General features: G+C 36.6%; 13 protein-coding genes and 1 pseudogene. 1 reads left to right on the top strand and 13 read right to left on the bottom strand.

All coding sequences use genetic code 11. The features are described from left to right. Positions 1 to 17: 17 nt before the first annotated feature. The 3 genes from ACGK9U_RS09450 to ACGK9U_RS09460 are packed head-to-tail and all read right to left on the bottom strand — an operon-like array spanning position 18 to position 5,414. The gene (locus ACGK9U_RS09450; RefSeq protein WP_394466130.1) at positions 18 to 1,100 is read right to left on the bottom strand and encodes a 6-bladed beta-propeller; all 1,083 of its coding nucleotides are present in this window, start codon (positions 1,098 to 1,100) and stop codon (positions 18 to 20) included. Between the two features lie 9 nt (positions 1,101 to 1,109). Then, positions 1,110 to 2,564 (bottom strand): DUF1501 domain-containing protein, encoded by a 1,455-nt coding sequence (locus ACGK9U_RS09455; RefSeq protein ID WP_394466131.1) that lies wholly within the window; start codon positions 2,562 to 2,564, stop codon positions 1,110 to 1,112. Positions 2,565 to 2,579: 15 nt separating this feature from the next. After that, positions 2,580 to 5,414 (bottom strand): DUF1549 domain-containing protein, encoded by a 2,835-nt coding sequence (locus ACGK9U_RS09460; protein ID WP_394466132.1) that lies wholly within the window; start codon positions 5,412 to 5,414, stop codon positions 2,580 to 2,582. Positions 5,415 to 5,733: 319 nt separating this feature from the next. Between ACGK9U_RS09460 and ACGK9U_RS09465 the strand changes: the two genes are divergently transcribed. After that, positions 5,734 to 6,609, top strand: coding sequence for a hypothetical protein (locus ACGK9U_RS09465; protein WP_394466133.1), 876 nt, complete (start codon positions 5,734 to 5,736; stop codon positions 6,607 to 6,609). A gap of 5 nt (positions 6,610 to 6,614) precedes the next feature. Here the strand turns inward: ACGK9U_RS09465 and rhaT are convergent. From rhaT to ACGK9U_RS09515, 10 genes and pseudogenes are all read right to left on the bottom strand, one after another. Further along, a pseudogene (gene rhaT / locus ACGK9U_RS09470) lies at positions 6,615 to 7,667 on the bottom strand (L-rhamnose/proton symporter RhaT). A 170-nt stretch (positions 7,668 to 7,837) separates the two neighbouring features. After that, positions 7,838 to 9,319, bottom strand: coding sequence for a sulfatase (locus ACGK9U_RS09475; RefSeq protein ID WP_394466134.1), 1,482 nt, complete (start codon positions 9,317 to 9,319; stop codon positions 7,838 to 7,840). 16 nt (positions 9,320 to 9,335) lie between these two features. After that, on the bottom strand, positions 9,336 to 10,970 hold the full coding sequence (locus ACGK9U_RS09480; RefSeq protein WP_394466135.1) for a sulfatase-like hydrolase/transferase: 1,635 nt from the start codon (positions 10,968 to 10,970) through the stop codon (positions 9,336 to 9,338). A gap of 26 nt (positions 10,971 to 10,996) precedes the next feature. Continuing rightward, entirely contained in the window at positions 10,997 to 12,403 is a 1,407-nt protein-coding gene (locus ACGK9U_RS09485; RefSeq protein WP_394466136.1) for a sulfatase, read from the bottom strand. Positions 12,404 to 12,552: 149 nt separating this feature from the next. Beyond that, positions 12,553 to 16,071, bottom strand: coding sequence for a glycosyl hydrolase (locus ACGK9U_RS09490; protein WP_394466137.1), 3,519 nt, complete (start codon positions 16,069 to 16,071; stop codon positions 12,553 to 12,555). Positions 16,072 to 16,116: 45 nt separating this feature from the next. Further along, a complete protein-coding gene (locus ACGK9U_RS09495; RefSeq protein ID WP_394466138.1) occupies positions 16,117 to 18,495 on the bottom strand; it encodes an alpha-L-rhamnosidase C-terminal domain-containing protein in 2,379 nt (792 codons plus the stop codon). A gap of 171 nt (positions 18,496 to 18,666) precedes the next feature. Next, positions 18,667 to 18,909, bottom strand: coding sequence for a hypothetical protein (locus tag ACGK9U_RS09500; RefSeq protein WP_394466139.1), 243 nt, complete (start codon positions 18,907 to 18,909; stop codon positions 18,667 to 18,669). A gap of 236 nt (positions 18,910 to 19,145) precedes the next feature. After that, complete coding sequence (locus ACGK9U_RS09505; RefSeq protein ID WP_394466140.1) at positions 19,146 to 20,699, bottom strand: T9SS type A sorting domain-containing protein; 1,554 nt, start codon at positions 20,697 to 20,699, stop codon at positions 19,146 to 19,148. Positions 20,700 to 20,848: 149 nt separating this feature from the next. Next, positions 20,849 to 24,307 carry a glycosyl hydrolase gene (locus ACGK9U_RS09510; protein WP_394466141.1) on the bottom strand — a complete coding sequence of 1,153 codons (3,459 nt, stop codon included), beginning with the start codon at positions 24,305 to 24,307 and terminating at the stop codon, positions 20,849 to 20,851. A 160-nt stretch (positions 24,308 to 24,467) separates the two neighbouring features. Beyond that, on the bottom strand, positions 24,468 to 25,808 hold the full coding sequence (locus ACGK9U_RS09515) for a Gfo/Idh/MocA family protein (protein WP_394466142.1): 1,341 nt from the start codon (positions 25,806 to 25,808) through the stop codon (positions 24,468 to 24,470). Between the last annotated feature and the right edge of the window lie 2 nt (positions 25,809 to 25,810).

Consider the following 25,810-nt stretch of genomic DNA (forward strand, 5'->3'; position numbering starts at 1 on the left):
ATATTTTATTTTCGATTTTAAACCCGCTCTAGTTTAATGGGATACGCTTTATTCGCGTTCCATTGGCACACATATAGGTTTTCATCATTATCAACACATACATCATGACAATGATTAAATATAGGTTGATCTTGAACCATTCGCTGTAATTTTCCTTTTTGGTATGTTGGCTCCGTACCTCCAGGATTTGACAGTGCTTTACCATGTTTATCTAAAATGGTGACAAAACCAGAATTAGGATTTATATTGTAAGGATGTGTATTCTTATCACCCTCAACATAATCTATCTTTGAAGACCAACAAACCCCTGAATACAAATTATCATTATGAATCACAGGGCGACAAACAAATGCTCCGGGAAGCACAATGGATTCTATATATTGACCATCTAAAGTGAAGCGTTTAAAACAATTGGCTGCTCTTGAAGTAATTAATAATGTTGGATCGCCTTTACCCCTGTAATCAATGCAAACCCCATGTGCGGTTTGAAATTGATTTTCTCCAGTTCCTCTGCCTTGGCCTATTTTCCTTATAAACTCGCCATCTTTTGTGAATTGTAATATATAATTGGATCCATAACCGTCTGCTATATAAATATCGCCATTAGGTCCAATAGCGGATTCTGTGGGTTTAAAAACAGCATCTTTTTCATAAGCGCCATATTCTGATGGATGACCAATCAGCATCAACTCCCTGCCATCCGTAGTGGTTTTTAACACACTTCCATTGGTATCACATATAAACAGAAAATCTTCAGAGCCATCATTCCATAACGAAAGACCGTGTCCTCCGCTGTAACGAATTCCCCAAGAGTCCAACAACTTTCCAGATTTATCATAAATCAATACATTATTATGAACGTCATCTCCAACCATAATAAGCCTTCCTTTAGAATCCATTACCATTTCATGACAGTTTTTTACGGGTGTTACTGTTCTATCCAGCTCTCCCCATGATTTATGTACTCTGTATTTGAAATTGCCATGACCAATGACATCATCATACATTTTAGGTTTAGATTTTAAAATATTAAAATGCGGTACAGCTACCATACCTAACGAGGCTTTTGATATGTTGTTAATGAACGTTCTTCGCTTCATGATCTTAAATTATGCCTTTTTTGATGTCATAGGCTTTCCAAACAAATCTAAAATGGGTTTCCCTTTTCCATCAGGAGTTGTGTAAAATGGCCTACTTTCTATTTCGTAATGGGTTTCTGGATGCATACCTAAAGCGTGATAAATAGACTGATGTACTTGGTCTATCACTACGGGATTTTCTACAGAAGAACACGGGCGTTCATCGGCAGTTTTGCCATAAACCAATCCTTTCTTTATACCACCACCCCACATTAATATAGAACTTCCATCGGTAAAATGGCGATGCATACCGTAATGTTTTTCGTGTTCAATAATATCGGGCTGGTTTACTTGATCTTTTACTTTTTTACCCGGTCTACCTTCCATAATAGCATCGCGACTAAACTCGCTTGCCAAAATTATCAAGGTTCTATCGAGGTGCCCACTTTCATCTAAATCTTTAATTAATTGCGCCACAGGTCTATCGATAAGCGCTTTCATTTTTTTAAGTCTTGTATGCCCATTTTCATGTGTATCCCAGCCTAAAAAAGGCTCATATTCGGTAGAAACACTAATAAAACGCCCGCCATTCATAGCTAATCGTTTTGCCAATAAACAACCTAAACCAAAACGTCCTGTATTGTAGGTATCGTAAACTTCTTTAGGTTCTTCGGACAAATCGAAAACTTTAGCTTCTGGCGAATTCAATAAACGGTACGATTGTTCCATGGAACGCATTAACGACTCGCGCTGATAATCACTTGCTTGCTGCATCACCTCACTTTTATTAGCGAGTTCTTTGTACAATTTATAACGTGCCTCAAAACGTTTTAAAGACATGCCTTTTGGAGGGCGAACGCTTTCCAATCCACTGGATGGGTCTGGAATTAAAAACGGACCAAATTCAGTACCTAAAAAACCTGCAGAATGAAACGCTTTTAATTCTTCCGACTCTCCCATAGTGAAGCGTTGCCCCATAGCAATAAACGGAGGGATTACCGGGTTGGCAGGTCCTAATTCTTTCGCTATCCACGCCCCAATATGAGGTGCCTGTACAGACTGTGGCGGTTCGTAACAGGTATGCCAATGGTATTGATGACGGGTGTGTAAAATATGCCCCAAATCGGCCGATTTGTATGAACGAATTATGGTCCCTTTATCCATGACACTGCCTATGGATTCTAAACCTTCTGAAAAATATAAATCGTCCACAATAGTTGGCTTTTTTGGAAACGTACTTAACACACGCTTGCTTTCCACACCTTTTTCAAAAGGCACATAGGCTTTAGGATCGAAGGTTTCGGTATGCGCCATACCACCAGCCATCCATAGTAGAATAACAGTATCTGCAGTAGATGCCATTTTTTGAACTTCGGGCGCACAAGAACTTAAAAAACTAAAACCAGGAATGGTAGTTGCGGCTGCTGATAAGCTAGCGGCACTCATCTTTTTTAAAAAATCTCTACGTGAACTATATTTATCCATGTTTTATAAGCTTTTTTAATTAATGAACTGAAATTCTGGCGACATCAAAACCGCCCAAAACACATCTTGCAATTGTTCTTTTTTTGGTTTTGATCCTAAAACATTTAGCATTGCTGTTTTTTCTAGTTTAGAAGGTTGCCTACCAATTGCTTTACTATACAAGCTATTGACAATTATATTTGAATTTTCGCTATATTTTTTCAACCATACCTCTGCACCTTCTTCCAGAATATCATTAAAAAAAGCACCATTTGTAAGCTCTAAGGCTTGGAGTAATGTGGCTTGGTCTTCCCTTGATGTGGTTACAATTTCTCTACTCGGGCGTCCTAAAACCTTCATAAAAGGATGCTGTGTTACCAAACTAGCACGCGCATATTTTTCGTTGTGCGTTTTAAAAGTAAAATCAAGCAACTGTCCCCAATTTTTGAAATTTCCTGTACTATAATTTCTAACTTCTTGCCATGAACGATCATCATAATTAACGGCAACCCAATTGCCCTGTGGTAGTTCTCTTGAACTTAACCATGAAGTATCCGATTTTAGCAATAGTGATTTACCCGATTTATAATCTAATTTTAAAGCAAATAAAATACCTGCAGGATTAGCAATTTCCCCAGTATTTCCGCCTACAATAGCAATAGTGTTTTTTCCAGGTTTTAAATAATTAGATATATCAATTTTATCTACCACTTTCCAATTTTCATTCTCCTTTAATTTTTTACCGTTGAAGTAAAGCGCATATGAATTATCAACCGAAATTAAAATCTCACCTTTTTTTATGACTTCATTAGACACATGAAACGATTTTCTAAAATAGCGCTTACCAGGTTCGGGCAGTACTACGCGTCCTAACTCTTCTTCTAAATGCCAAATACGTATGGCTTCAATATCATCACCATTAGGATTGAAAGCTACTTGCGGATAAAGTGGTGCTAAAATTTGACATACCGCATCCGAAAATTGTTCTGCACTTAATCGGCGGGTTACTGGGCCCTTAAAAACATACTTTGTTTTTAGGTCTTCTGCTTTTTTATAATTGACCATAGGCAGCTGGTAAACTTTAGAAGTCATGATGCGCCTAATTAAATGTTTTAAGTCGGAACCCGAATCCACAAAATCTGACGCTAACCAATCCAGTACATGGGCATCCCAAGGTGCATTATCCATTTCATCTAAGGGCTCAACAATACCACGCCCCATCAATCGGTCCCAAAACCTATTGGTTAAGGTACGATACAACCTTCCGTTATCACGTTGTACCATGACCTCTGCAAGCTTTAATAATCTATCTTTAACCGTTTCACCCTCTACACTCCCAAGTTCAGGATATAAAAAATTAGGTTTAGCCAATTTTCCTATGGGTTTATCACATCGATTCAATTCTAGAATAGTATCTGAAAAAACAGTGGCAAAACCATAAGCCTGTTCTAAGGTTAAGTTACTTACAAAACTATTATGGCACGAGGCACATTTTACATTAACCCCCATAAGAGACTGACCAATATTTTGAGCTGCTTGCATCTCCGTTCTTTGGCTCGCATTGACCACACCTCGCCATTTAACACCTTTAATAAAACCTTCTGAACCTTTTACGGGGTTTACCAACTCCGTTACTATTTGATTATATGATTTATTATCCATTAAAGAAGTATACAACCAATTTGTTATGGGTTCTTTACCACCAACACTATAGTAATCGTTACGTAACAAATCATTCCAAAAACTTAGCCAATGCTGCGTATAATTAGTATGATCATTTAATAAAGAATCTATTAATGCTTCCCTTTTATTAGGGTTTGTATCCTCTTTAAATTTCTGAATAGATTTAGGCTCAGGAAGCAGACCAATAACATCCATATAAGCACGTTTTATAAAAGTTCTATCATCTACTACCTCTGGCCAATCTATTTTATGAGCTTTGAAATAGTTGTCAATTAATTTGTCTACGGGGTGCTTTAGGTTTTCCGTATTGGGTAATTTCGGTTTGTTAAGCGCCAATTCTGCTTCGGGAAATACTTTAACTGCTTTATCAGACCAATGTGCACCATTTTGTATCCAAAGTTTAACGAGAGCAATTTCGCTCTCGGTTAATAACTTTCCTTTGGAAGGCATGACTTCTTTATGTCCTGCAGGAAGTGTAATTCTTCTATATAATTCGCTCTCCTGTGGTTTTCCATATACTATGGAAGGCCCTGATTCACCTCCCTTAAAAACGCCAGCTTTTGTTTCAAGAATTAATGCTCCTTTTTGTTTATTCTCGCTATGGCACTGGTAACATTTATGGGCAAATATGGCTCTAACTTCTAAGTTTAATCTATCTTGTTGTGGTTCTGTAATGCTTTTTGAATTTTTTAGTTCAGAAAGTAATAGGTCTGATTTTCCATCCTCATAAGCACTGTTGTTCCAAGGCAAAACAGCTATTAAATAATCTTCACCATGGGTTAAGTTCGCTCCTAGATGCCCTGCTATACTTAAAACGATTACCGTTGCCGTTAGCATCCCTCTATAAAGCCGTAAGTCTTGCTTTTGTTTATTTAAAGTATTTCGCAAAATAAAAGCAGTAATCACAGCCAAAACCGCAGTAGCAATTCCTGTATACTGGTGGTTATCCACCAAATCACCACTGTAATCTTCTTGTGTACGTAACAACCACCCGAATATTGCTGAAAAACTAGCAAATATAGCTCCGAGATACACCATCCATTTGATGCCTTCTCGCAAGCCTTGTTTTTTTCTTGTCATTGTTAAAACTTCAAGGAACAGCGCAACAACTAAAAGTCCTATAGGAAAATGCACTAATAAAGGGTGCAAACGCCCCAATAGTTGAAGTATCCAGTTTGTATTCTCCATACTATAAATTAAAATTGAATAGTTTAAGTTTAAGGTGGTGTGTAGCGATAAACATTAAAAACACCTCTTCGAATTTATATGTAATTGAACACTTTCCTGTCCTGTTCTGCCCTGCAATTCATTACATAGAATAACCAATACCCACAAAAATCACAGAGAATAAAATGATGGCCGTACTTGCAGAAATTATAAAATCTGTTATTTCACCACCTTACATTAATCGTTACTTGTACTCCCCCTTAAAACACAGCACAGGATAAAACAGGACAGAAAAGACTCGAATTGCTAATAAATTAACAAAAAATAACATGTGTTTATAATGAAAAACAAACTTCAACTAATAAGTAAATGTGGATTCCTTTTATATTTAACCCTTTTATCATCATGCTCTACTCATTCAGAAAATGAACCAGACAAGGAAGAAACTTTAATAGAAGAACCAGAGAATGACAATTCGAATCCTCCTACTAACCAGGATTGTGATGACGTTTCAGACTTTCCCAACTTAGGTCCTTCAGCATCACAATCACAATCTTGCGAGGATGTTGCAAACCCTAACAATCAAGGCACACTAGATTGTAGAACAGATAATACTGTTGGAGGTTATGAAAATTTAGCTAATGGCTGGGGTAGCTACAAGATTACTGGTGGCGAAATACGATATGATGGCACTAGAACGAGAGTAGAACGATTTTTTAAAACCATTTCGCAAGGAACAAGTAAAGAAACGATTCTAACTGGAACATTTAAAATTACAGATTTAAGTGATGGAAACACCTGCATCATTCAGTCCCATGCAGGAGGTGACATTATTAAAGGAGAAGAAGCAGGAAGCACAAACAGAAGTGCTCAATTTTTACTTTACGCCAAGAAATCCAGTGATGACAAAATACAATTAGAAACCCATGTAACCATTAATCCGTATACCACAGATACAGGTGGTGGAAGAGACGTTAAAAACTTTAAAACCCTAAATTACGACCAAGAATATAATTTTGTTTATGAAACAGGATACGATGCTGATGGTACGGCATTTTCAAAAATAAAAGTAAGTGATACTGAAGCCTATATTAAACATACCCATACTACAGAAGGAGTTTATACAAGATATGGGGCCTATGGCACAAGTGATACAGGGGATGTGACTGCTCATATTGAATTTAAAGATGTTAATTTATGTAGAGCACAAGAATAGCTTATTTATATAGAATTACCGATACCCACCAAAACCACCAACAATAAAATGAAGGCTATTCCTGCCGTAATTGTAAATTTTGTTTTTTTAGCAACACCATGCCATTCCTTTCTATAAATACCCCAAAGGTTGGCCGTTAAAATAATGGTAGACATGTGCAAAATCCAAGAACTGTCACCATTGCCTAATTTGCTCTCACCCATACTGTAAAAGAAAAACTGAAGAAACCAAATGGTTCCTGCCAATGTCGAAAATATAAAGTTGTTTAGGATAGGGGTTTTCTTGTTTGTAAAATCTTTTTACGATTTGTTGTTAAAGCTCAATAGGGTTGTCCAAACCAAATTGGTAGCTAACCCTCCCCAAAGAATGACAACAAATGTGACATTATTTGAGTACAAATGATCGTAACCAGCTTTAACCGCAGCATCTGCTAAAGGTTTACCTGCTTCTATCCCAAAACTGAAAAAGGAACTTAAAACCCCTGAAAGCACAGCAACAATTAAGCCTTTTACTAGATTAAATTCTAAAACACTTTTCTTTTTTTCTTCTTCAGAAAGTTCATTTTCTTTCATAATACCAGCCTTACCGCAAACGGCAATACCAATAATACAAATCAAGACTCCCAACAATACAATTTGTCCTCCTGAGCTCGCTAACATGTCCGAAAAAGAAGTTTTACCAACCTCAGGATTAAAATTGTAATAAATAGAAGGTACAATGGCCCCAAAAGCGGCACAAAATCCGAGAACTACTGAGTTTCCAAGGGACATACCCAAATAGCGTACACCTAACCCATAGGATAAACCTCCAACTCCCCAAAGCAACCCCATTAAAAAAGTAAATCCTAAAATTATGTTTGAACATGATGTAATAATTTCTATAAAACCAGGAACGGTTAAAAATGCTGCAATTGGCGGTACAATTAACCACGACATAACGCCACCAACCATCCAATAGGTTTCCCAAGACCAGCCTTTTACTTTATTGTAAGGCATGTAAAAACTACCGGCAGCGACACCGCCTAATGAATGAAATAGAACACCTAATATTGCTTGCATATATATTATTTTTTGTTAAAAAACAAATCTAGCTTCTGTGATTATTTATGTTACCTAGTGTTATCATGATTCATAAGAATATTAGAAATCTAAAACTTTACAATTTTTAGTCAATCATTATAAAATAATCAAAACAAGTTTTATTAAAATTGCTTTTAATTAACTTAAAACTACCAATGCTTGATGATTAAATAATCCCCTTCATTTAATGTGTTTTTTATTGAATCTGGAATTTTTCTTCGAGGCGTATCTTCGTCTAGCCTGAAACCAGCTTTTCCTTTTCCTTTTATCAGTGGCATATTACCCGGTTGATTGTTTAAAAAGTCGCCTTGAAATGTCATCCAACTAAATAGGTCTTTGATTAATCGCTCTTTAATCTTTTTTAATTCGGGTTTGTTTATTAGATTATTTTGTTCGAAAGGGTCGTTTTTCAAATCATACAATTCTTCAAAGGGTTCGTTTTTAAAAGCGGTAGCGCCTCTACGAATGAAAAAATCAACATTTGGTTTATTTGTTAGATTCTTTTCTACCACTTCAATGGAATTAAAATTTCGGATGTATTTGTAACGGCTATCACGAATCATTCGAGACGGAAAAACTTCAGAATTCAAAATATTTTGATTAGTCCGTACGCCATAAACGTATTCATTAATTTCAATATCCTGCCCTTTTAGAATTGGCAAGAAGCTTTTGCCATCCATATCAGCTGTGGCTTTACCACCTGCAATATCCATAAATGTGGGCAATACATCGGTATAATGTATGAGTTGATTTGATTTGGAACCTGGTTTAATTACCTTGGGCCAACGTGCCACAAAAGGAACTTTCAAACCAATATCTTTTACAGTAAATTTCCCAGAAACACCATGGTCTGCGCTATATATAATTAGGGTATTGTCTCCTAAATAGTTATCAGCAGCCGTAAGCACTTGGTCTAATTGTTTGTTATCTTCTTCAATGCTTCTGTAATAGCCGGCTTTGTCTTTTATAAAAGCAGCATTGTTCTTTTTGCTTTCATTAAAAGGGTAAAACTTGATATCATTTGCAGAAGCACCATTCACATTAAAATACTCCGAATGCGGATAATATGATGTTATGAACATACAAAATGGCTTTTTGGCCGTTTTAAAATAACTTTGAATACTATCAATTGGAATATATTCTCTTGGGCCTTCGGGTCTTTCTACCGCATGCCATTCTTTGTCCCAATCAAAAACTTCATCTGGACTCACATGGCTTTTTCCTGCTAGTACCACTTCATAACCTAGTTTTCGCAAATGCGTCGTAATACTTACAATATCTGGTTTTACTTTGGAATGGTTGGCAAAACAACCATTTTTCAAAGGATATTTCCCAGTAAATAATTGCGATCTACTAGGGGCACATATCGCCTGACCTGTAAAGGCATTTTCGAACAAAATTCCCTCTCTGGCAATTCGGTCCACAGCGGGGGTTTTAACTTTTTCGTTCCCATAACAACCATAATCATACACATCTTGGTCATCAGACAAATAAAATATAATATTGGATTTTGTGTTTTGACTCTGTGAATTTTTAACATTCGCTACTTCTTGCTTCTTTTGAGCCGAGCATGAAATCATTGTTAAAGAGATACATCCAAAGAGAAGCAGTTTCAGATTATATTTTTTCATTTTCAATAGTATATAATTATTGTTTGTATTTGCTAACTGCATCTGCTTTTGGATAAGGTACTGTATTTCCGTTTTTTATAAAAGTACCCGTAGGAGCCATATTTGCTTTTAACCAAGCTAGCATATCAGCATTCATTTTTAAAGCAATCTTCATATTTTTTGAAGTTGGCTTTTCTAAAAGATTGTCTTTCTCTCCCAAATCTTTTTTCAAATTGTACAAAGCAAATTCTTCTGTTTCATAAAAATAAAAAAGCTTATAATAGGCATTACCAATGCGTTTTTGAATGAGTGTAGTAGGCGAAAACCTTTCGTCCATATATCCCGGGAGATGCCAAAACAAATTGTCGCGTTCTATACGTTTTTGCTTCCCCTTTAAAATACGTGCAAAAGATGCGCCGTCGTAAATAGCTTTTTCCCCATTAGTTTTTTGTAATGAAGCAATATCTACTCCTGCAAAATCAGCTAATGTTGGTAAAAAATCAATACAATGCACTGCTTGATTTGAAACTGAATTCTTTTTGATTACATTAGGAAATCTAAAAATTAATGGGACTCGAATACCCCCTTCGTATAAACTTCCTTTTTTGCCTTTAAGAGGAACATTATCAACCAATCCTCCGTTATCTGAATAAAAAATAAACAGAGTGTTATTGGTTATATCATCTGAAAAATCACCATCACCATTTGGGTCTTTCAAGGCATTACTAATTTTACCCACATTTTGGTCTAAAAGTTCTATTAAAGAAGCGTATTCTGCTTGTTTTTCACTTAAACCTCTTTTTAAATATTTCTCGGTTAAATCTTTACGACCTACAACATCTGAATGAACCGCATGAAAGGGCACGTAAAGAAAAAAAGGCTTTTCAGTATTTGATTTTTCTTTAATATAATCTACCGAAAAATCACCAATGGCATCTGTAAGGTGCTTAGGTGTTCCTACTAAAACCGATTGATTACTATTCTTTTTGTATGGTGATAAGTTTTCATCAATATATTTTTGATTATACGGATGCGCATATTTATCAAAGTAATCCGATCCAAAAGTCCATCCATTGCCATCTGAATGCAATGCTAAATAATACGACTTCGTTTTTTCTCCATTTACAGTAGCCGATATCTCATTATGAATGTCGGCAGGTAAGTCGATACCATAGTCGCCTCTTAAAGGATGCGGTGTACCATGACTTTTGCCAATTAAAGCAGTTTGGTATCCTTGTGTTTTGAGCATATCGAAAATATTAATTCCATCTTCTGAAATTACTTTTTGCTGCTCATGAGGCTCAATTAGCACATTTGGAAAGCCTTTTGTTCGTTTGTCTTGTCTTTTTAATGACCCTACATTGTACACGCCGTTATCAACACCTGTGGCGTATTGCCCGCTTATCAAGGCAGCACGCGTTGGCGCACAGTTTTGATTGGTATACGCATTAGTAAAAGACATGCCTTGGGATGCTAATTTGTCAATTTCGGGGGTTTGATAGATTTTAGAACCATTATTGAAATTAGTATTGCCCGTGCTTACATCTGTCCAGCCTAAATCGTCTGCTAAAATGAATACTATGTTGGGTTTTGATGCGTGTTGACTTTGACTATTTCCAGAGAAATAAAATATAGAAATTAGTATTAAAACTAAGCAGTTAGCTTTTGTCATTGGTAACTATTTATTGCTATTAAACTTTAATTTTTTCTTAAAAAATCCTTCCCCCATTTTACCCTTAAATCAGCAGCTAATTCATTTACCATATTTTGATATTCTGGTTTTTCAGCTAAATTGTCCAATTCTAAAGGGTCGGTTTTATGGTCGAAAAGCATTCGAGCGTAGGCTTTCCCATGATTGTCTGTCCATTCGGTATAAAACAAATCGTCCTTTATCAAAGTTACAGCATCTTTAAACTTACTCACGGCCCAGTTTTTATCACTTTTATTTCCGTTGATAATGGGCACAAAACTTTTGCCTTCAACTGTATTCGGACTTTTTAAACCTGCCAGTTCTACCAACGATGGATAGACATCTACATACTCAACAATATCGTTGCTGATAGCACCATTAGTTTTTCCTGGTACTTTAATGATTAATGGGGTTTTAAGCGCTGTTTCGAAAGTAGAATGTTTACACCACAACTTGTGGTCGCCTAAATTCCATCCATGGTCGCCCCATAAAATCACAATAGTATCTTCCTCTAAGTTCAAGCGTTTCAATTCATCAAGAATCAAACCAATTTGTGCATCAACATAACTTACGCAGGCGTAATAGCCGTGAATCAATTCTTTAGCCAAATCCTCCGATAATTCACCTTTCTTTGGAATTCCACCATACAAGCGCAATTCGCCATAGTTATGAAATGCTTCTTTGGGAGTCGTTTCGGGTTGAACGTAACTCTCCGGAAGTGTGATGGTATTTCTATCATACAAATCCCAGTATTTTTTAGGAGCGTTGAACGGTAGATGGGGCTTCATAAAACCTAAAGCCAGAAAAAACGGCTTGTTTTTGTTTTTCAGTTTACGCAAATCGGCAATCCCTTTTTGAGCAATTTTACCATCAAAATAAGCGGTATCATCCACATTTGCATTTTCAAAAGCAGCTCCTCCTATTTCCGAAAGGTTTGCACTGGCATTCTTATTAATATTCTCTGCCAATTGATAATCACGAATATTTCCTTTTGGAAACCAACGGCTGTCCCACGCCTCTTTATCATCTTTTTGATGATGGTATATTTTTCCGTTGGAAATAGTTGTATAACCATTATTCTTAAGCAATAACGGCAGTGATACGGCATCGGGATTGTCTTTGTCCTTTTCAGTATAGGCATCAATAAAACGATAACGCGTAGGACGCGTACCCGTTAAAAGACTTGCTCTTGAAGCACCACAAACAGGAATATTGCAATAGGCTCTGTTAAAAACCAAGCCTTCAGCAGCCAACTTATCCAAATTAGGTGATTTGATTTGGCTTGCCCCATAACAGTTCAGTTCCGGACGTAAATCATCCACCGCTATAAAAAGGATGTTGGGCATTGTCTTTTTGGGCTGTGCAACAGTGCTCAAACCAATAAATAAAATAGCTATTGATAAGATATGCTTCATGTAAAAGTTTTCTTTAAATCGTTAATTCTGCTTGGAACATCATTTACAGGTAACGGCTAAGTCACTACCAGAAACAAATAATGCCAAGATTCAAATTTATTTTAAATCTTCTTAGATGTTGTCCTGTACTGTGCTGAATTCATTCTAATCTATTTCAATTTTTCAACTTTTGAAACTATAATTTTAATAGGTCCCAATAAGCCAGATGGAAGTAATTTAGAATCTTTGTGCCAATGCTTAAAGGCTGCAAAAGTGACCCGATTTGTTGGGCGCTCTGTATTGTTTAAAAGCCACTCGGGCCACTCATTAACTACCGAACCTTTGTATTTATAATCTGAAGATAATTGTTCATCACCAATTAGTCGATTAGGCCAAAGATTGGTAATTTTTACCTCTAGCGTATTTGTGCCTTTTACAACAGCTTCATCAATATTAATTCTAAAAGGCGCTTTCCATAAAATTCCAAGATTTTTGCCATTTAAATACACTTCGGCTATCTCTTTTACATTTCCTAAATCTAACTGTAAGCATATATTAGATTTGAAAAATTTGGATGGAACTTCAAATTGTTTTTTATAGCTGGCCGTACCCGAGAAATACCTGATAGCATCGTTAGAAGAAGTAGTCCACGACGTTAAGCTGTTGAACGTTTCTTTTAAAACCGTTTCATTCTTCTGCGGAAAACTAACATCCCATGCACCAGTTAATACCATAGGTTCAGGGACTGATTTCACCGTTACTATTTTTGTTTTTCCTACGGAAGTACGATAGGTGATTTTACCAGCTAAAGGCGTTACCCAATTTAACGTTTCATCTTCATATTTCAATTTTGATTCAGGTGCTTCTTTTGATAATCGCAATATGCCTCCATCCGATACTACAACTGTTTTTTCTTCATCATTTGTAACATATACAATACGTAAGGATTTTTTAATTGAGCTATCTTTCTTTTCCGAAAAACTGTCATTTACTGGTATTTCGAATATTCCTGAATTCACCGTGGCATTAACTTTGGCAGTTACATCGTAAACTGGCTTATTCGGTGGAATACCATCGACTCCCCTTTTAAATTTTCCAAAAACCGCTTTCAAGATTTCCAATTTCCCACTATCAGCCGCAGCGACTTCCAGCCATTCGCGTTCCATGGCATTTTTCTCCAGAATTTCTTCCCCTATTTTATATTGAATACGCAATTCCTTTTTGTAGCCCGGAGCAGGGTCGCCTCCACAGAGGTCTCTAGTTGCTTGTATTTTCAGTTGACCATTTAGAACACTATTTGAAACGACTTCTGTAACGTCAACCACGCCATCAGGTAAAAATGTACCGTATTCTGCTTTTATAATTTTTAAGTTTGGTAGTGGTTCAACTTTTGGCTTTTGTAACGCCGTTGTAGCACTTACAATATGATGTTCTGAATCATCCGACTTTCTAAAAACCACAAAAACAGCTGCTTCTGAAGCAAACGGTATGGAAACCGTAGTCGTTCCATCGCCGTTATTTTTCCATACTGAAGCTTTTGTAATTTCGCCTGTTTCGGCATTCCAAAATTCAGGTTGTTTGCCTGTAACCCTAAAACGGCATTCAAGATATCTACTTTCCTTTAGTGTGTTCACCACAAAATAGATGTCTGTGTCTGCTGTTTTTCGGTGGATAAAATCTAGAGCTTCTGTACTTTCTTGCTGAACAGAAAAATCAGGAGGTAACTTACTCTTTTTAAGAAAATCCAAAATTGACAAATCATTTATGAGTCCGGAATCCCATAATTTAATAGCCGTATCTCTCACCTGTTCATCACATTCTGGATAATTTTGAAGGCTAGGAGATTTTCGAGGTTTCGCACCCAGAATAATAGCGCCACCTTTTGCCAGTGCTTCTATTTTAGCCAATGTTTTAGGTGTCATCCAAGGCGTTGAGGGAAGTACCAAAGCATGGTATGTATCGCCAACTTTGGTGCAAATTAAACCATCCTTTACCGACAATTCGTTTATTTTATTGGAACCAATCACGTCATAATCATATCCTAAGGCTTTTATTTCTGGCATCAATAAAGCATCATTTGGCGAAGCTTCTCCTGTAAAAAGCAAAACATCGGCAACAGATTGACCTTGTTGTAATAAAAACTGACCTCGATTGATATAGTTTACAAAAGGTTTACTTTGGTTCCACCAAGTATTCAAACGGTTAAAATCAGTTCCAAAAACCTGTAAAGTCAATCCAGGACCCACATCCCAAGGTTGATGTACATAACTGTGAAAAACAAAGCGATTTATACCCTGCGCCCAAGCCAAATCGCCCATCGCCTTGAGTTTACTAGGGTGCTGGTCCCATCCACCCATACCGGTAAAAGACTCCGCCTCGGCAATGTTGTTGCCATTTAATTTGGCAATAGAAGCAACAAATTTTGGGGAATCGAAAAACGCGAGACTTCCGCTCCAAAACTCAGACATAACTAAATCGGCCGACTCGCCCACCTGCATATTATCGAAAGGTCCCCAATAAGGTTCGGTGGAAAACAGCATACCATGTTGATGGCTAAGTGCTGCTAGCCTTCCGTAATAATTTTTTGCCATTAAATCGCCAATAGTTCGACGGAAGTCCCAAAGAAATCGTTCGGATGCTTCGCCACTTTCCACATAATAACCCGCCAGGGTAGGTAAATATGAATGACAATCATAAGCACGAAGCCTTTTGAATTCCGTAGCAAAATCCTTAGTCCAGTTGGTTGTTCCTACTTCATAACTATCTAAATGGCATCTTTTAACTACCGAACCTACTAAGGTATCCAGTTTGTTAATAATAGGCATTATGCTTTCTTTCCAAAATAAATCAACAGCTTGGGTACTCATTTTGTCGCATTCTAATCCACGGCCAGCATCACTAGGAAAACGGTTCAGTTCAGCAGTGGGGGTGTGTCCAATCCGTAAAATTACCCAGTCTCCTGCTGGTGCCTTCCAAGTTAACGAACCATCAGAATCAAGTTTCGATGTTAAATCAATAATGTCTGATTTCTTTATAACTGCCAAATCGGTAACAGGTTTATCATCAGGGTTTAAATGATTTCGGACTTTATGGGAAAGACTTTTAATATCCAAATCATGAATGCGCACATCGCTTTTGGGTTTTGGGAATGCGAGTATTGCAATGTCTTTATAATAATCTAATTTGGTTTTTGGTTGAGGCAATTTTCCTTTGAATATGGTATTGCCTTGATGAATGGTTTCTGAGTATACCAGTTCTTGCATCGCATATTCAGGCGTAATTGCAGGACCACCAGATGAGGACCAGCCAGCACCATTATGAAAGCCCAATTCCAGACCCAAACGTTTGGCTTCCAAAGCAGCAAATTTAAAGAGTTCTAACCATTTTCGACTTAAATAAGGTGCAACGCCCTCTGGGTTTCCTAAGCTCACATTAAACAGTATAGCGCCTTGAATACCAACCGTTTTCATCGCTTCCAAATCGGCTGTTATACCTGCTTTTGACACATTTCCGTTTATCCAAAACCAAATGGTTTGAGCTTTTGCAGATGCTGGAGGATTTTGAAAATTTTGTTCGAGTGCTGTGTTTTGCGCTTTAACTTCCGATAGGAACAAACACAATAACAAACTTGCTGAGACGGATTTGTTTAGTAGTGTTTTTAATTTTTTTAGAAAACCTATTTGATTCATTATACTATCTACTTTAATTAGAAGTACTATTTGTTGATACCCCCATTATTTATATTTAGAAACTACTGACCATTTCCCTGAAGCAGATTTAAACATGATATGATTTGAATCTTCACTTTCATATTCAAAACCTTCCAATTGATTCAGTTTTTTATCGTTTTTCCAAACTTTTTTACCATTCACTCGTATATTTTTAATTTTTTCACCTGATTTAGGAACATAAATGGTCGCCGTTGTTTCTTTGGGAGAAATTAAATGAATAGAATAAGTATCTTTTGATTTATTAACTTCAACGGATATATCTCCTTTTACAGAAGGTACAATTTGTTTTACATAGGTTAGATGCGCTAAATTTGGTTTTACTTCAAAGGATTTCCAAGCAACATCAGTTGCCTTTATTCCTGCAATATATCTAGAGAGTACATAATTAGGAGCATTCCACGCATGGTTAGGGGTACCAGGTTTTTTATCGTCAAATTTTTCATAAAGCGTTGTTAGTTCTTTATTATTTACTTGAGATTCATAACGCTGTTTCATTCGCAACAAGCCCTTATCATATTGACCTGTCAACATAATAGCTTCTTGTGCAAGCCATTCCATGTGAGGACTTGCTTTTTGAACAGGGAGTAGAATAGAATCTACTAATTTGTCATAATGGGCTTTATCAGCCAAACCACTTACAATAGCCAAAGACGTGGTACGCTCTTCTATTGGTTTTCCTTTTGTTCCATAATGTGTTCCTTGCCAATACTCATTTGCGAAGTTTTTTTCAATACTTGTTATTCGATTACTATAGCATTCAATATCTTTATCTTGCTTCAATGCTATTGCCATATTTTTAGCAGCTTTTAGCGCCATATAATACCAACAAACGTTCGTTGGAGTTGGGTCTGTATCTTCCCCCCAATCTACCCAATTGGCATAGCCCTTGCGATGCTCAGGTAAGCCATTGAGTTTCATTTTCCAAAGATTTAGATAGTTAAAAATAGCAGGATAAGCATTTGACAAAGTTTCTTCATCTCCGGTATTGTAATAATACTGCCAAACTACTTGATCGATAAATTGTAAACTTTGACAGGTCAGTTCGCTACTTTTACCTCGGTAAGCACCAAAACCAGGTGCCAACCCTTGAATCGTATCACCAGCGCGATAGGCAATCGTATTGTCAATTCCTTTTTTCAGCAGCTGACGTCCTGCATCATCCAAAGTGTAGAAAATGGCACCTGTTTGATCGGCTACATCACCTATCCATAACCCACGTTCTCTATCTGGACAATCCATATAGCCATCACGGGCACATATATACAAGGTATTACGTGCCATCCACCAAAGACGTGTAAAATAGTCATCATTACATTCAAAATTACCTGTCATTTCTCCAACACCTGTCCATCGGTATTTTAAGTCTAATACCTCAACACCTGGCGGAATACTGTAGGTTACTACATGACCATTTATCCAAGAATAACTTTCAAAGGCTTGCTCCCCATCTTTCGTAATATAAGTTCCACTTAACATATTAAATGGATTGTCGGTATTTGCAATAATGGTTTTACCCGCAATACTATTCACTTTCAAATAAGGTGTAATTTGTTTGTTGAAAGGAAGTTTAGCATGGATGATTACTGTAGCATCTGTATTGTTTTTATAAGGTAATTCAATATTAACCTTATCCGTTTTAGAGCTAATTTTAAGTGATTCATAATTAGTTAAACCTCTGTCGTTCCATTGCGGAATAGCTCTTTTCACTAAATTACCCCACGGTAAACTGTTTGCCAATCCTTTTAGGGTTGGACTGCTCCAATTACTATCATCATAATTTTGAGAGTACCACGCCTTATCAGACCAATCCCCCATAGCCAAACGTGCATCAAATTTTACATTGTAAGCATTTACACGATTGGCAGAATCTCCACCGCCACCGCTATTAGGGTCGTAAGCTGGATGCACTTTTAGCTTCCAATCCGCATTTGATTCTATAATCTGATTTCCTAAATTAGCATGAAATAAGAGACCGCCTTTGCCACTATCATCATGAACTTTTCGTGTTCTTCCCCAGTACCAAACCAAAATAGCAATGGTGTTTTGCCCTTCTTTTAAATAGGGTTTTAAGTCAACCTCATCATAATAATTGGTGTTGGGTGCCGCTCCACGAGCCAAACCACCTTCAAACAAAACCGCTTTACCGTTCACCCAAAGCCAATATTTGGTATCTACGGCCAAATGTGCCAAAGCTTCAGAAGGAACATTTTTAAGGTCAAAAGTTTTACGAAAACTGACCCAGGTATTGGCTGGCCCTGCCTCTTCTTGCCAGATCCATTGTGCGTTACCCCAATTGGGGTTTTTGACATAGCTAAAGGATGTAAATAGCACTAAACTAATAATCAAACTAAACTGTATTATTACACTATTTTTGAAATTCATATCGTTTAATTATTTTATCAGTAAACTTAAATCTTAGATATATGATTTTTGTCCTGTATTGTCTTGATTATTAACTAAAACTCCATCCACTCCCTTAACCAGCTGCAATATTTTAGTTGCTAATAGCTAGATTAAATTTTTTAAAGGAAGATTTGCATTACTGAACAAAAACTAACAAATTCGAACCTCTTTGAATTTCAATAGATTGCCTAGTTTTTCAATTTTATTGGTTATGTGTCCCACACCAATAGCACAATTATGCGAAGGCCCTTGTTTAGACAATTCGTTCATAAAAGGGCGTGTGTCTATTGAAAAACAGTATCGACTGTTGGTATTACCTATATGAAGCACTGGATCTCCAACCGATTCGCCTTCTACTACTAATAAAAAAACTTCACCTTTGCCCTCAACCACTGAAAGTAAGGTGACTGGACCGTACTTAGCTGTTATTTGAATAAATAAACCTTTTCTTATTTTTCCGTGATATACTGGAAGAGGTGCTTGGATTTGAAATTGATAATTATTTTAAGAGGGGTCTGCCCCTGGTGAATTTAGAAATCTCTCTAAAAACAAGTTTTAAGAATCTTAATTTATTTAGCACCACAAAGCAGAAAAATCTGTTTTTCTACTTTATGATTAGAAAATCAAAATTAATGTAATACTAATTTGGTATGATAAACCTTTTGGTTTTCATCCGATACTTTAATGAGGTAGATCCCCGATTGAAATTTACTATTCGTCTCAATCTCAATTTTATCATTGGTCGTTATAGTTGTATAAACTGGTTTTCCTAGAATATCGTAAATACTAACTGAAGCTTTCCCTAAACCTTTAAAATTTATAATGAACTTATCATTTGCAGGATTTGGGTATACTTTAATAGATGATGTATTGATTTCATTTTTTGAAGTGCTAAGAGGCCCACTAACTATAATAGCCTCCCACTTACTTCTATTATCAGTTTCTGGAACTATAATATGGGTTACACTCCCATTTGCTTCATGGTACAAAAATCTGCCGCTACTGCCAGATTCAAATCTATACGTCTCATTAGTTTCGTCAAAATGTATGGTCCAAACTTTATCACCATCACTTGAAGATTGAAAACTAGTGCTTAAAACTACATAAGGACCACCTGGACCACCGGAACCTGGTGCGCGCAGTATTCCATAAGTTTGATTTTTAATATTGTAATAAATGCCGCTATCCACAAAAGTCCAATGTGTGTTTTGAGCTTCACCCGAATCGCTCATGGTCACTGGTGTACCACTATCACCCACAGCTGTTAAGAATTTCCCGGTAGCTACATTTCTCAACCTGTAAACATCTCCAGTTGAAGGAGGCGGATTAGAATCCACAACCTCTGCCTTTTCGTATGTTGTATTTGCCCATCTAATTTGAGCTCTACCTCCTTTAACTCTATATGCACCATATCTGATACCCGATTCTGTTCCTCTTTCGGGTGATGGAATATTCCAATTAAAAACGTCCCCTCCAATTACAGCGTCGCAATAATGGATTTTTTTAGAGGCATCGTTTGGGTCTTCTCTAAAACCTACCTCTAGCTCAAAGGTAGTTTCGGCATCTTTAGCTACGTTCTTTAGGAAAACGATTTCTCTACCGCTGCTTCCTTCTCCGCCACGAATCAAGATACGCTCAGCATAAATATCGAACGACACTTGCTTACCTGCATCAGCACCTGTGCCATAAACGGGTTTAGCCAAATACAAACAAATAGCTGGATCTGCAGAACCACCGCCTCCTGTGTGTTTTCCTTTAGCTTGAGCTATATACGTACCATCACTACTGGTTCCTGAAGTATCCCCCACTTCAAGAATCCTAAAAGTCCCTATAAATCTTGCATAACTTCCAACACCTGTTTGACTAGATCTGCTTAATGAACGTTCCATTCTAGGCTGCAAAGTTGTCTCAAATTGATTTGAATCAAATGTTATGTTGTATACACCCCAAGTTTTTCCATACACATTACTTTCTTTGTAATTGGCGTAACAAGTACGGTCATCAATAGTTCCTACATTAACAGGGTTTGGCAAATCATCTGACGTCCTAGTAGCATTTGCGCCATCTGGATTACAAGTTGTATATGGCACTCCATCTTCATCGGGAGCTGTTTGTGCTGTTAAAAAAAGTGAAAACAGCGCAAGACCATAACATAATATGGATTTAAAAGTATTTCTTTTCATGGTTTTAATTTTAATTTTTATTAAAGTTCTAAATATTTAAGAAAAGCTCTATCCTGAATTATCCTGTATAAAATTTTTAATCACTGTTTTTTCGATAAACCTCAACTAATATCAGTTAAAATGTAACTAATTGACAGCGTTTACTTAAATTAAGGTATCATTTTTAAAACAATTGGACCTATTAAACCTGAGTCATCTAATTCGGTTTCATTTGTTTTAGGTGGATTTGTAGTCCAAGTTTTCTTGTTCTCTTTAGAGCGGTAATTATCAAAAATAAGTTGATTTCTCCAGGTATTGGTTACTTTAATTTCAATCTTATTATCACCTTTCTGCACGTAGTTCGAAATATCAAAAATAAACGGTGCTGCCCATTTAACACCTACCTTTTTATTATTGATCCAAAGTTCGGCGATATTATAAACCTCGCCTAAATCTAACATCGTTTGTTTTCCTAAATGCTTTAATTTAATCGTTTTGGCATATGTTATGGTACCGGAATAATGTTTTACAGCCTCATCTTCTAATTGGGTTAATGATTTTAAAATTGGTAATTCAATAGATTCTGGAGTATCCCAACCTGCGCCGAATTTTAATGTCCATTGTGATTGCAGCGAACTTTCTTTAACCGAAATATTTTTGGTTATTTTATTATCATTAAAATAAAAGTCATAGCTACCTGTTTTGTAAGCCATCAGTGTTTCTCCAAGCCATGATAATTTAGGCAAATCTGCTGTATCATGACTTCTAAACCATCCTGTTTCCGCATTCAAAATTACGTCATTACTAAAATTTACTTTTGAAGCATAGGGCTGTTTATCACCTTTTGAAAAAACTATAATAACACTTCCGCTTGCGGGTAAAGACAATACGACATTGGTACGTTGACTTGATTTGCTCCAAATTTTTGCTTCAGCTTGTTCTCCTGTAAAAGCATCCCAAATTTGAGGATATACATCTTGTAACCTAAAACTTAAAGCAACATCAATGGGTTTATCAATTTTTGAAGCAACAAAATAAATATCGGTATCATTTGTTTTACGATGAATCCAATTAATATCTAAATCTTTAGGAACAACTACATCTGGTGAAATGCTTTCTTCATTTAAAACCTCATCAATGCTTTTTCCCCAATATACTTTTCCTTTGCCTATTTGTTTAACCCCGCTTTTACTTGTCCCCCATAACTCATCGGCAATAGATTTTAAGGCTTTTAAATCCATTTCGGCATCCATTAAACTTGGCGAATCTATAGGCTTATTGCCTACAATTATAGCGCCTGCTAATACCAACTCTTTTAATTTTTGTGCTGTAGAAAGTAACATGTCTTTAGAATCTCGTAATACAATAACACGATAGTCGCCCGCATGTTCTACATGAATTTTACCATCTACAATACTCAATTTTTCCTGTAAAATTTCAGCGTTTAAATAATCGAATCGATAGCCTTTCGGAAAATAATCTAAATCAAATGGCGGACGTTCAAAATTATCACCATAATACCAAAGTACATCGGCTACATATTCTCCTTGTTGCAGCATGTATTGGTTTCTAGTTAAATAATCGGTCCAATCTGACATATACTTCCACCAAGTTTGATTTCTTACTAAAGGAAAACCAATGTTGCCCCCAAAACTAGAACCTGGATAGACTTCTTTTTGCGGTGTATGTGAAAACGTATGAAACACTAAATGATTAACGCCTTTTGTAAAATTATAATCTATTAAATATTTAACGGTGAACGGATGCTCGTTCCATTTTACACCAACTTGGGTACAAGCTTCGGCAGCTAATACGGGCTTGTTGTATAAATGTGTTGCAGAAGCCGCATTATATATTGGTTTTGCATATTCATTTTGAGCGGATGGTGCAGAAGGGTACCAGAACTCCGTCATAGGAATATCGCTTACACCATAATACCGCATAGGGTCGATTGGCAATACTTCACCACCAGCGCCTTCGGTATAAACTTTAGCGCCCATATCATGTGCAACAGTTGCGAAATGAGAAAAGAAATTATCAACATAAACATCATCCATGGTTTGACGAAGATCTCTTAAAAATTTTGTAGTTATCTCAGGACTTTCAATAATATACCCCATGGTGGCGGGTAAATAAGGCTTCATACTATAGCCTCTACGCGTTTCAAATTCTGTAAACATGTCCTCAGAATTCATGGTCCACGTTGGTATATGGCTTTCCCAACTATCTATTAAAAGCCCATGTAATTTACCGTCGCCAATGGGTCCGCCATCCTTTATCAAATTACCTATCATGCCATTTCTTAAATGATTTTCAATGGCTTTTTTATCTAATTTACTGGACTCCCAACCTGTAGCCTCGGGAACTGCAGGCTTATTTGTTAATCGCATATTAATATGTCCAAAACGCACCACCGTCCAATTGCCTTCTGGCACTTTCCACTTTAATTTTCCTTCGGGTGTTAATTTATCAGAAAGGTTAATAATTTGATTGGAAGTGATTATGGTATTATTTGGAAATTCGAACGTAACGTCCTTTTCAAGACGTCTGAAGGCTTTTCCAGCTTTAGCTTCATGATTATGTAATCTTGGTTTTGAAGATAAGCGTATAAATTCTGGTTGAATAACATGTTCACCTTCAAAAGTGAAAACAAATTCTTTCGATGTGGTTTCGGGAATTGCTAAGGTGAGATGTTTCTGCCTATCGTTCCAATTGGCATCAGGTAAATTAATGGTTGAAATATGAGTTAATTTGTTATTTATAACCGCTTGAACCTTTACATTAACATCCACTTGTGGATACTGTGAATCCATAATGATATGTCGCAACGGCGGAAAAACAATAGATCGCAAGGTTATTGGGTTTTGAAATGTTGTTTTTACCCAAGTGTCATTTGTGTTAATTTTAGCAATTCCTGTTTTACGATATGCATCGAGTGGTTTGTCTAATTTTGTTGTTTTATCGTCAACAATAATTTTAGACGCAGGATTGAACATAGCTTCCCAAGGAATCAATGCATTATTGGTTTCAATTTTTAATGGATTATGTGAAGCTAAATCATCTCCGTGAAGCGTTGGAAAAGCAAGCATCAAAACGTCTTTATAATCATAATCTTTTGTTGTGAATAATGAATCTATTTCGAGCACCTCATTAAAATTCTGTCTACCTTTTAATCTGTATGTTGTTTCAACCAGTTCACGCTGCGCCTCTTCCGCTGGTACCCAAGGACCTCCCGTCATAGACCATCCCGGGCAGTTTTGCATGGTGAATTTCAAACCTAATCGCTTACACTCATCTGCTGCATGACGTATCATGTCTTCCCACTCAGGTGATAATATTTTAATAGGTTCAACATTTGGATAAGGTTGACCTGCTTTATTAAATAAATGAATGCCTTGTAAACCAGCATTTTTTATAGCTTCTAAATCTAAGGTTAAACCCGCTTTGCTAATGTTATTTCCGTTAAGGTGAAACCATGTTTCTGGACGGTAAGCAAGCGAAGGATTTTTAAAGTTTTCGCTTAATACTTGGAATGTAAACCCATCTGAATTTATTGACACATTCTGACACATGGCTTGGTATCCAAAAAAAACTACCCCAATTGCCAAAAGAATAATTTTACGCTTCATATATTAATTCATTCGTTATGTTAAACTATTTTATTTCTTAATTAGCTTTATATACTCGGGTTATCTAAATTAAGCTTAAGCACATAAATACCTTTGGAAACATCACTTATGCCCAAATGAATCTTGCCACTAGAAACAAATGCAATTTATTTAATGACATTTAAAATATTGGCTCCCAACCAGGTTCATAGGTTCGTGACCATAATTTCATAGCTTCCCTATCGTACATCAAGCCTGTTTTATCATCAATATCGAAACCTTTATTTATACGGTAAGCTATGTTGGCATAATGAACCATAGCCATACTTTTACTAGCATCGTCTATAGATGCCGTTAATTGTGATTTTCCTCGAATGGTATCAAAAAGATTTTGAACGTGTTTGGTAGATGTATCACCTCCACCGCCCAACGCGGTCCCTGCCTCATCTGAATTTGAATCGAACTCTTTGGTTAATTGGCCATTTCGATCGTACATCATATATTTACGTCTATCTACAAAAACAGAACCTTCCGTTCCATAAATTATGGTGCCACGACCACCACCATACGTATTATAGCTATTACGAGATTTTCCATCCCATTTAATAACTTTATTGTCCGCAAATTTGAAAGTGGCCTCCATATCGTCGTACATTTCCCAACCATCGTCCTGGAAATGACACTTTTCTGCTTCAACATAAACATGCTGAGGAAAATCTACTTCCAATGCCCAACGTGCTACATCTATTTCATGTGTGCCATTATTTCCTGCTTCACCAGTTCCATAATCCCAACCATACCAATGCCAGTTATAATCCCATGTTTCTGAAGTATATGCTCTTCTAGGGGCCGGCCCTTGCCATAAATCCCAATCTAAACCCGCTGGGATTGGAACGCTTTTTTGAAGCGGCACTTTGCCCCGACCATTATTAAAAAAAGCTACAGCTTTATAGGGTTTACCAATGATTCCGTTATGGATTTTATTAATAATTTCAATGGAATGATCTGAAGAACGTTGCTGATTCCCCATTTGAACTATTTTGTTGAAATGTTTTGAAGCTTTTACCAATTGTTCATTCTCATACATATTGTGGCTACAAGGTTTTTCAACATATACATGCTTACCTGCTTTCATGGCCATTATAGAACCCGGAGTATGCCAATGGTCTGGTGTAGCATTAATAAGCACATCTACATGCTTATCATCTAAAACCTTTCTAATATCATTTTCCAAAGCAGGATTGTAATCAATATGTTCTCTAAATGCTTTTAAGCCTTTTAAGCGCTGGCTTTCCATGACATCGCATAAATACAATAATTTAACATTACTCTCTTTTAAAGCTATAGGTTCTTTAAATGCAGTTAGTCTTCTCCCTAAACCAGCTATAGCAACGTTTAAACGCTCATTGGAACCCATGATGTTATTATAACTTTTGGCAGACATAGCCATGGCTGAACTTCCTACCGTAATTGCAGCACCTGCCAATGTTGTTTTTTTTATAAAATTTCTTCTTGAAGACATAA

Source organism: Mariniflexile sp. HNIBRBA6329, from assembly GCF_043558645.1.
Lineage (GTDB): Bacteria > Bacteroidota > Bacteroidia > Flavobacteriales > Flavobacteriaceae > Mariniflexile.

Excerpts from the sequence above, each read along its gene's own strand:
- ACGK9U_RS09450 (WP_394466130.1), bottom strand. The coding sequence starts at position 1,100 with ATGAAGCGAAGAACGTTCATTAACAACATATCAAAAGCCTCGTTAGGT.
- ACGK9U_RS09455 (WP_394466131.1), bottom strand. The coding sequence starts at position 2,564 with ATGGATAAATATAGTTCACGTAGAGATTTTTTAAAAAAGATGAGTGCC.
- ACGK9U_RS09460 (WP_394466132.1), bottom strand. The coding sequence starts at position 5,414 with ATGGAGAATACAAACTGGATACTTCAACTATTGGGGCGTTTGCACCCT.
- ACGK9U_RS09465 (WP_394466133.1), top strand. The coding sequence starts at position 5,734 with ATGAAAAACAAACTTCAACTAATAAGTAAATGTGGATTCCTTTTATAT.
- ACGK9U_RS09475 (WP_394466134.1), bottom strand. The coding sequence starts at position 9,319 with ATGAAAAAATATAATCTGAAACTGCTTCTCTTTGGATGTATCTCTTTA.
- ACGK9U_RS09480 (WP_394466135.1), bottom strand. The coding sequence starts at position 10,970 with ATGACAAAAGCTAACTGCTTAGTTTTAATACTAATTTCTATATTTTAT.
- ACGK9U_RS09485 (WP_394466136.1), bottom strand. The coding sequence starts at position 12,403 with ATGAAGCATATCTTATCAATAGCTATTTTATTTATTGGTTTGAGCACT.
- ACGK9U_RS09490 (WP_394466137.1), bottom strand. The coding sequence starts at position 16,071 with ATGAATCAAATAGGTTTTCTAAAAAAATTAAAAACACTACTAAACAAA.
- ACGK9U_RS09495 (WP_394466138.1), bottom strand. The coding sequence starts at position 18,495 with ATGAATTTCAAAAATAGTGTAATAATACAGTTTAGTTTGATTATTAGT.
- ACGK9U_RS09505 (WP_394466140.1), bottom strand. The coding sequence starts at position 20,699 with ATGAAAAGAAATACTTTTAAATCCATATTATGTTATGGTCTTGCGCTG.
- ACGK9U_RS09510 (WP_394466141.1), bottom strand. The coding sequence starts at position 24,307 with ATGAAGCGTAAAATTATTCTTTTGGCAATTGGGGTAGTTTTTTTTGGA.
- ACGK9U_RS09515 (WP_394466142.1), bottom strand. The coding sequence starts at position 25,808 with ATGTCTTCAAGAAGAAATTTTATAAAAAAAACAACATTGGCAGGTGCT.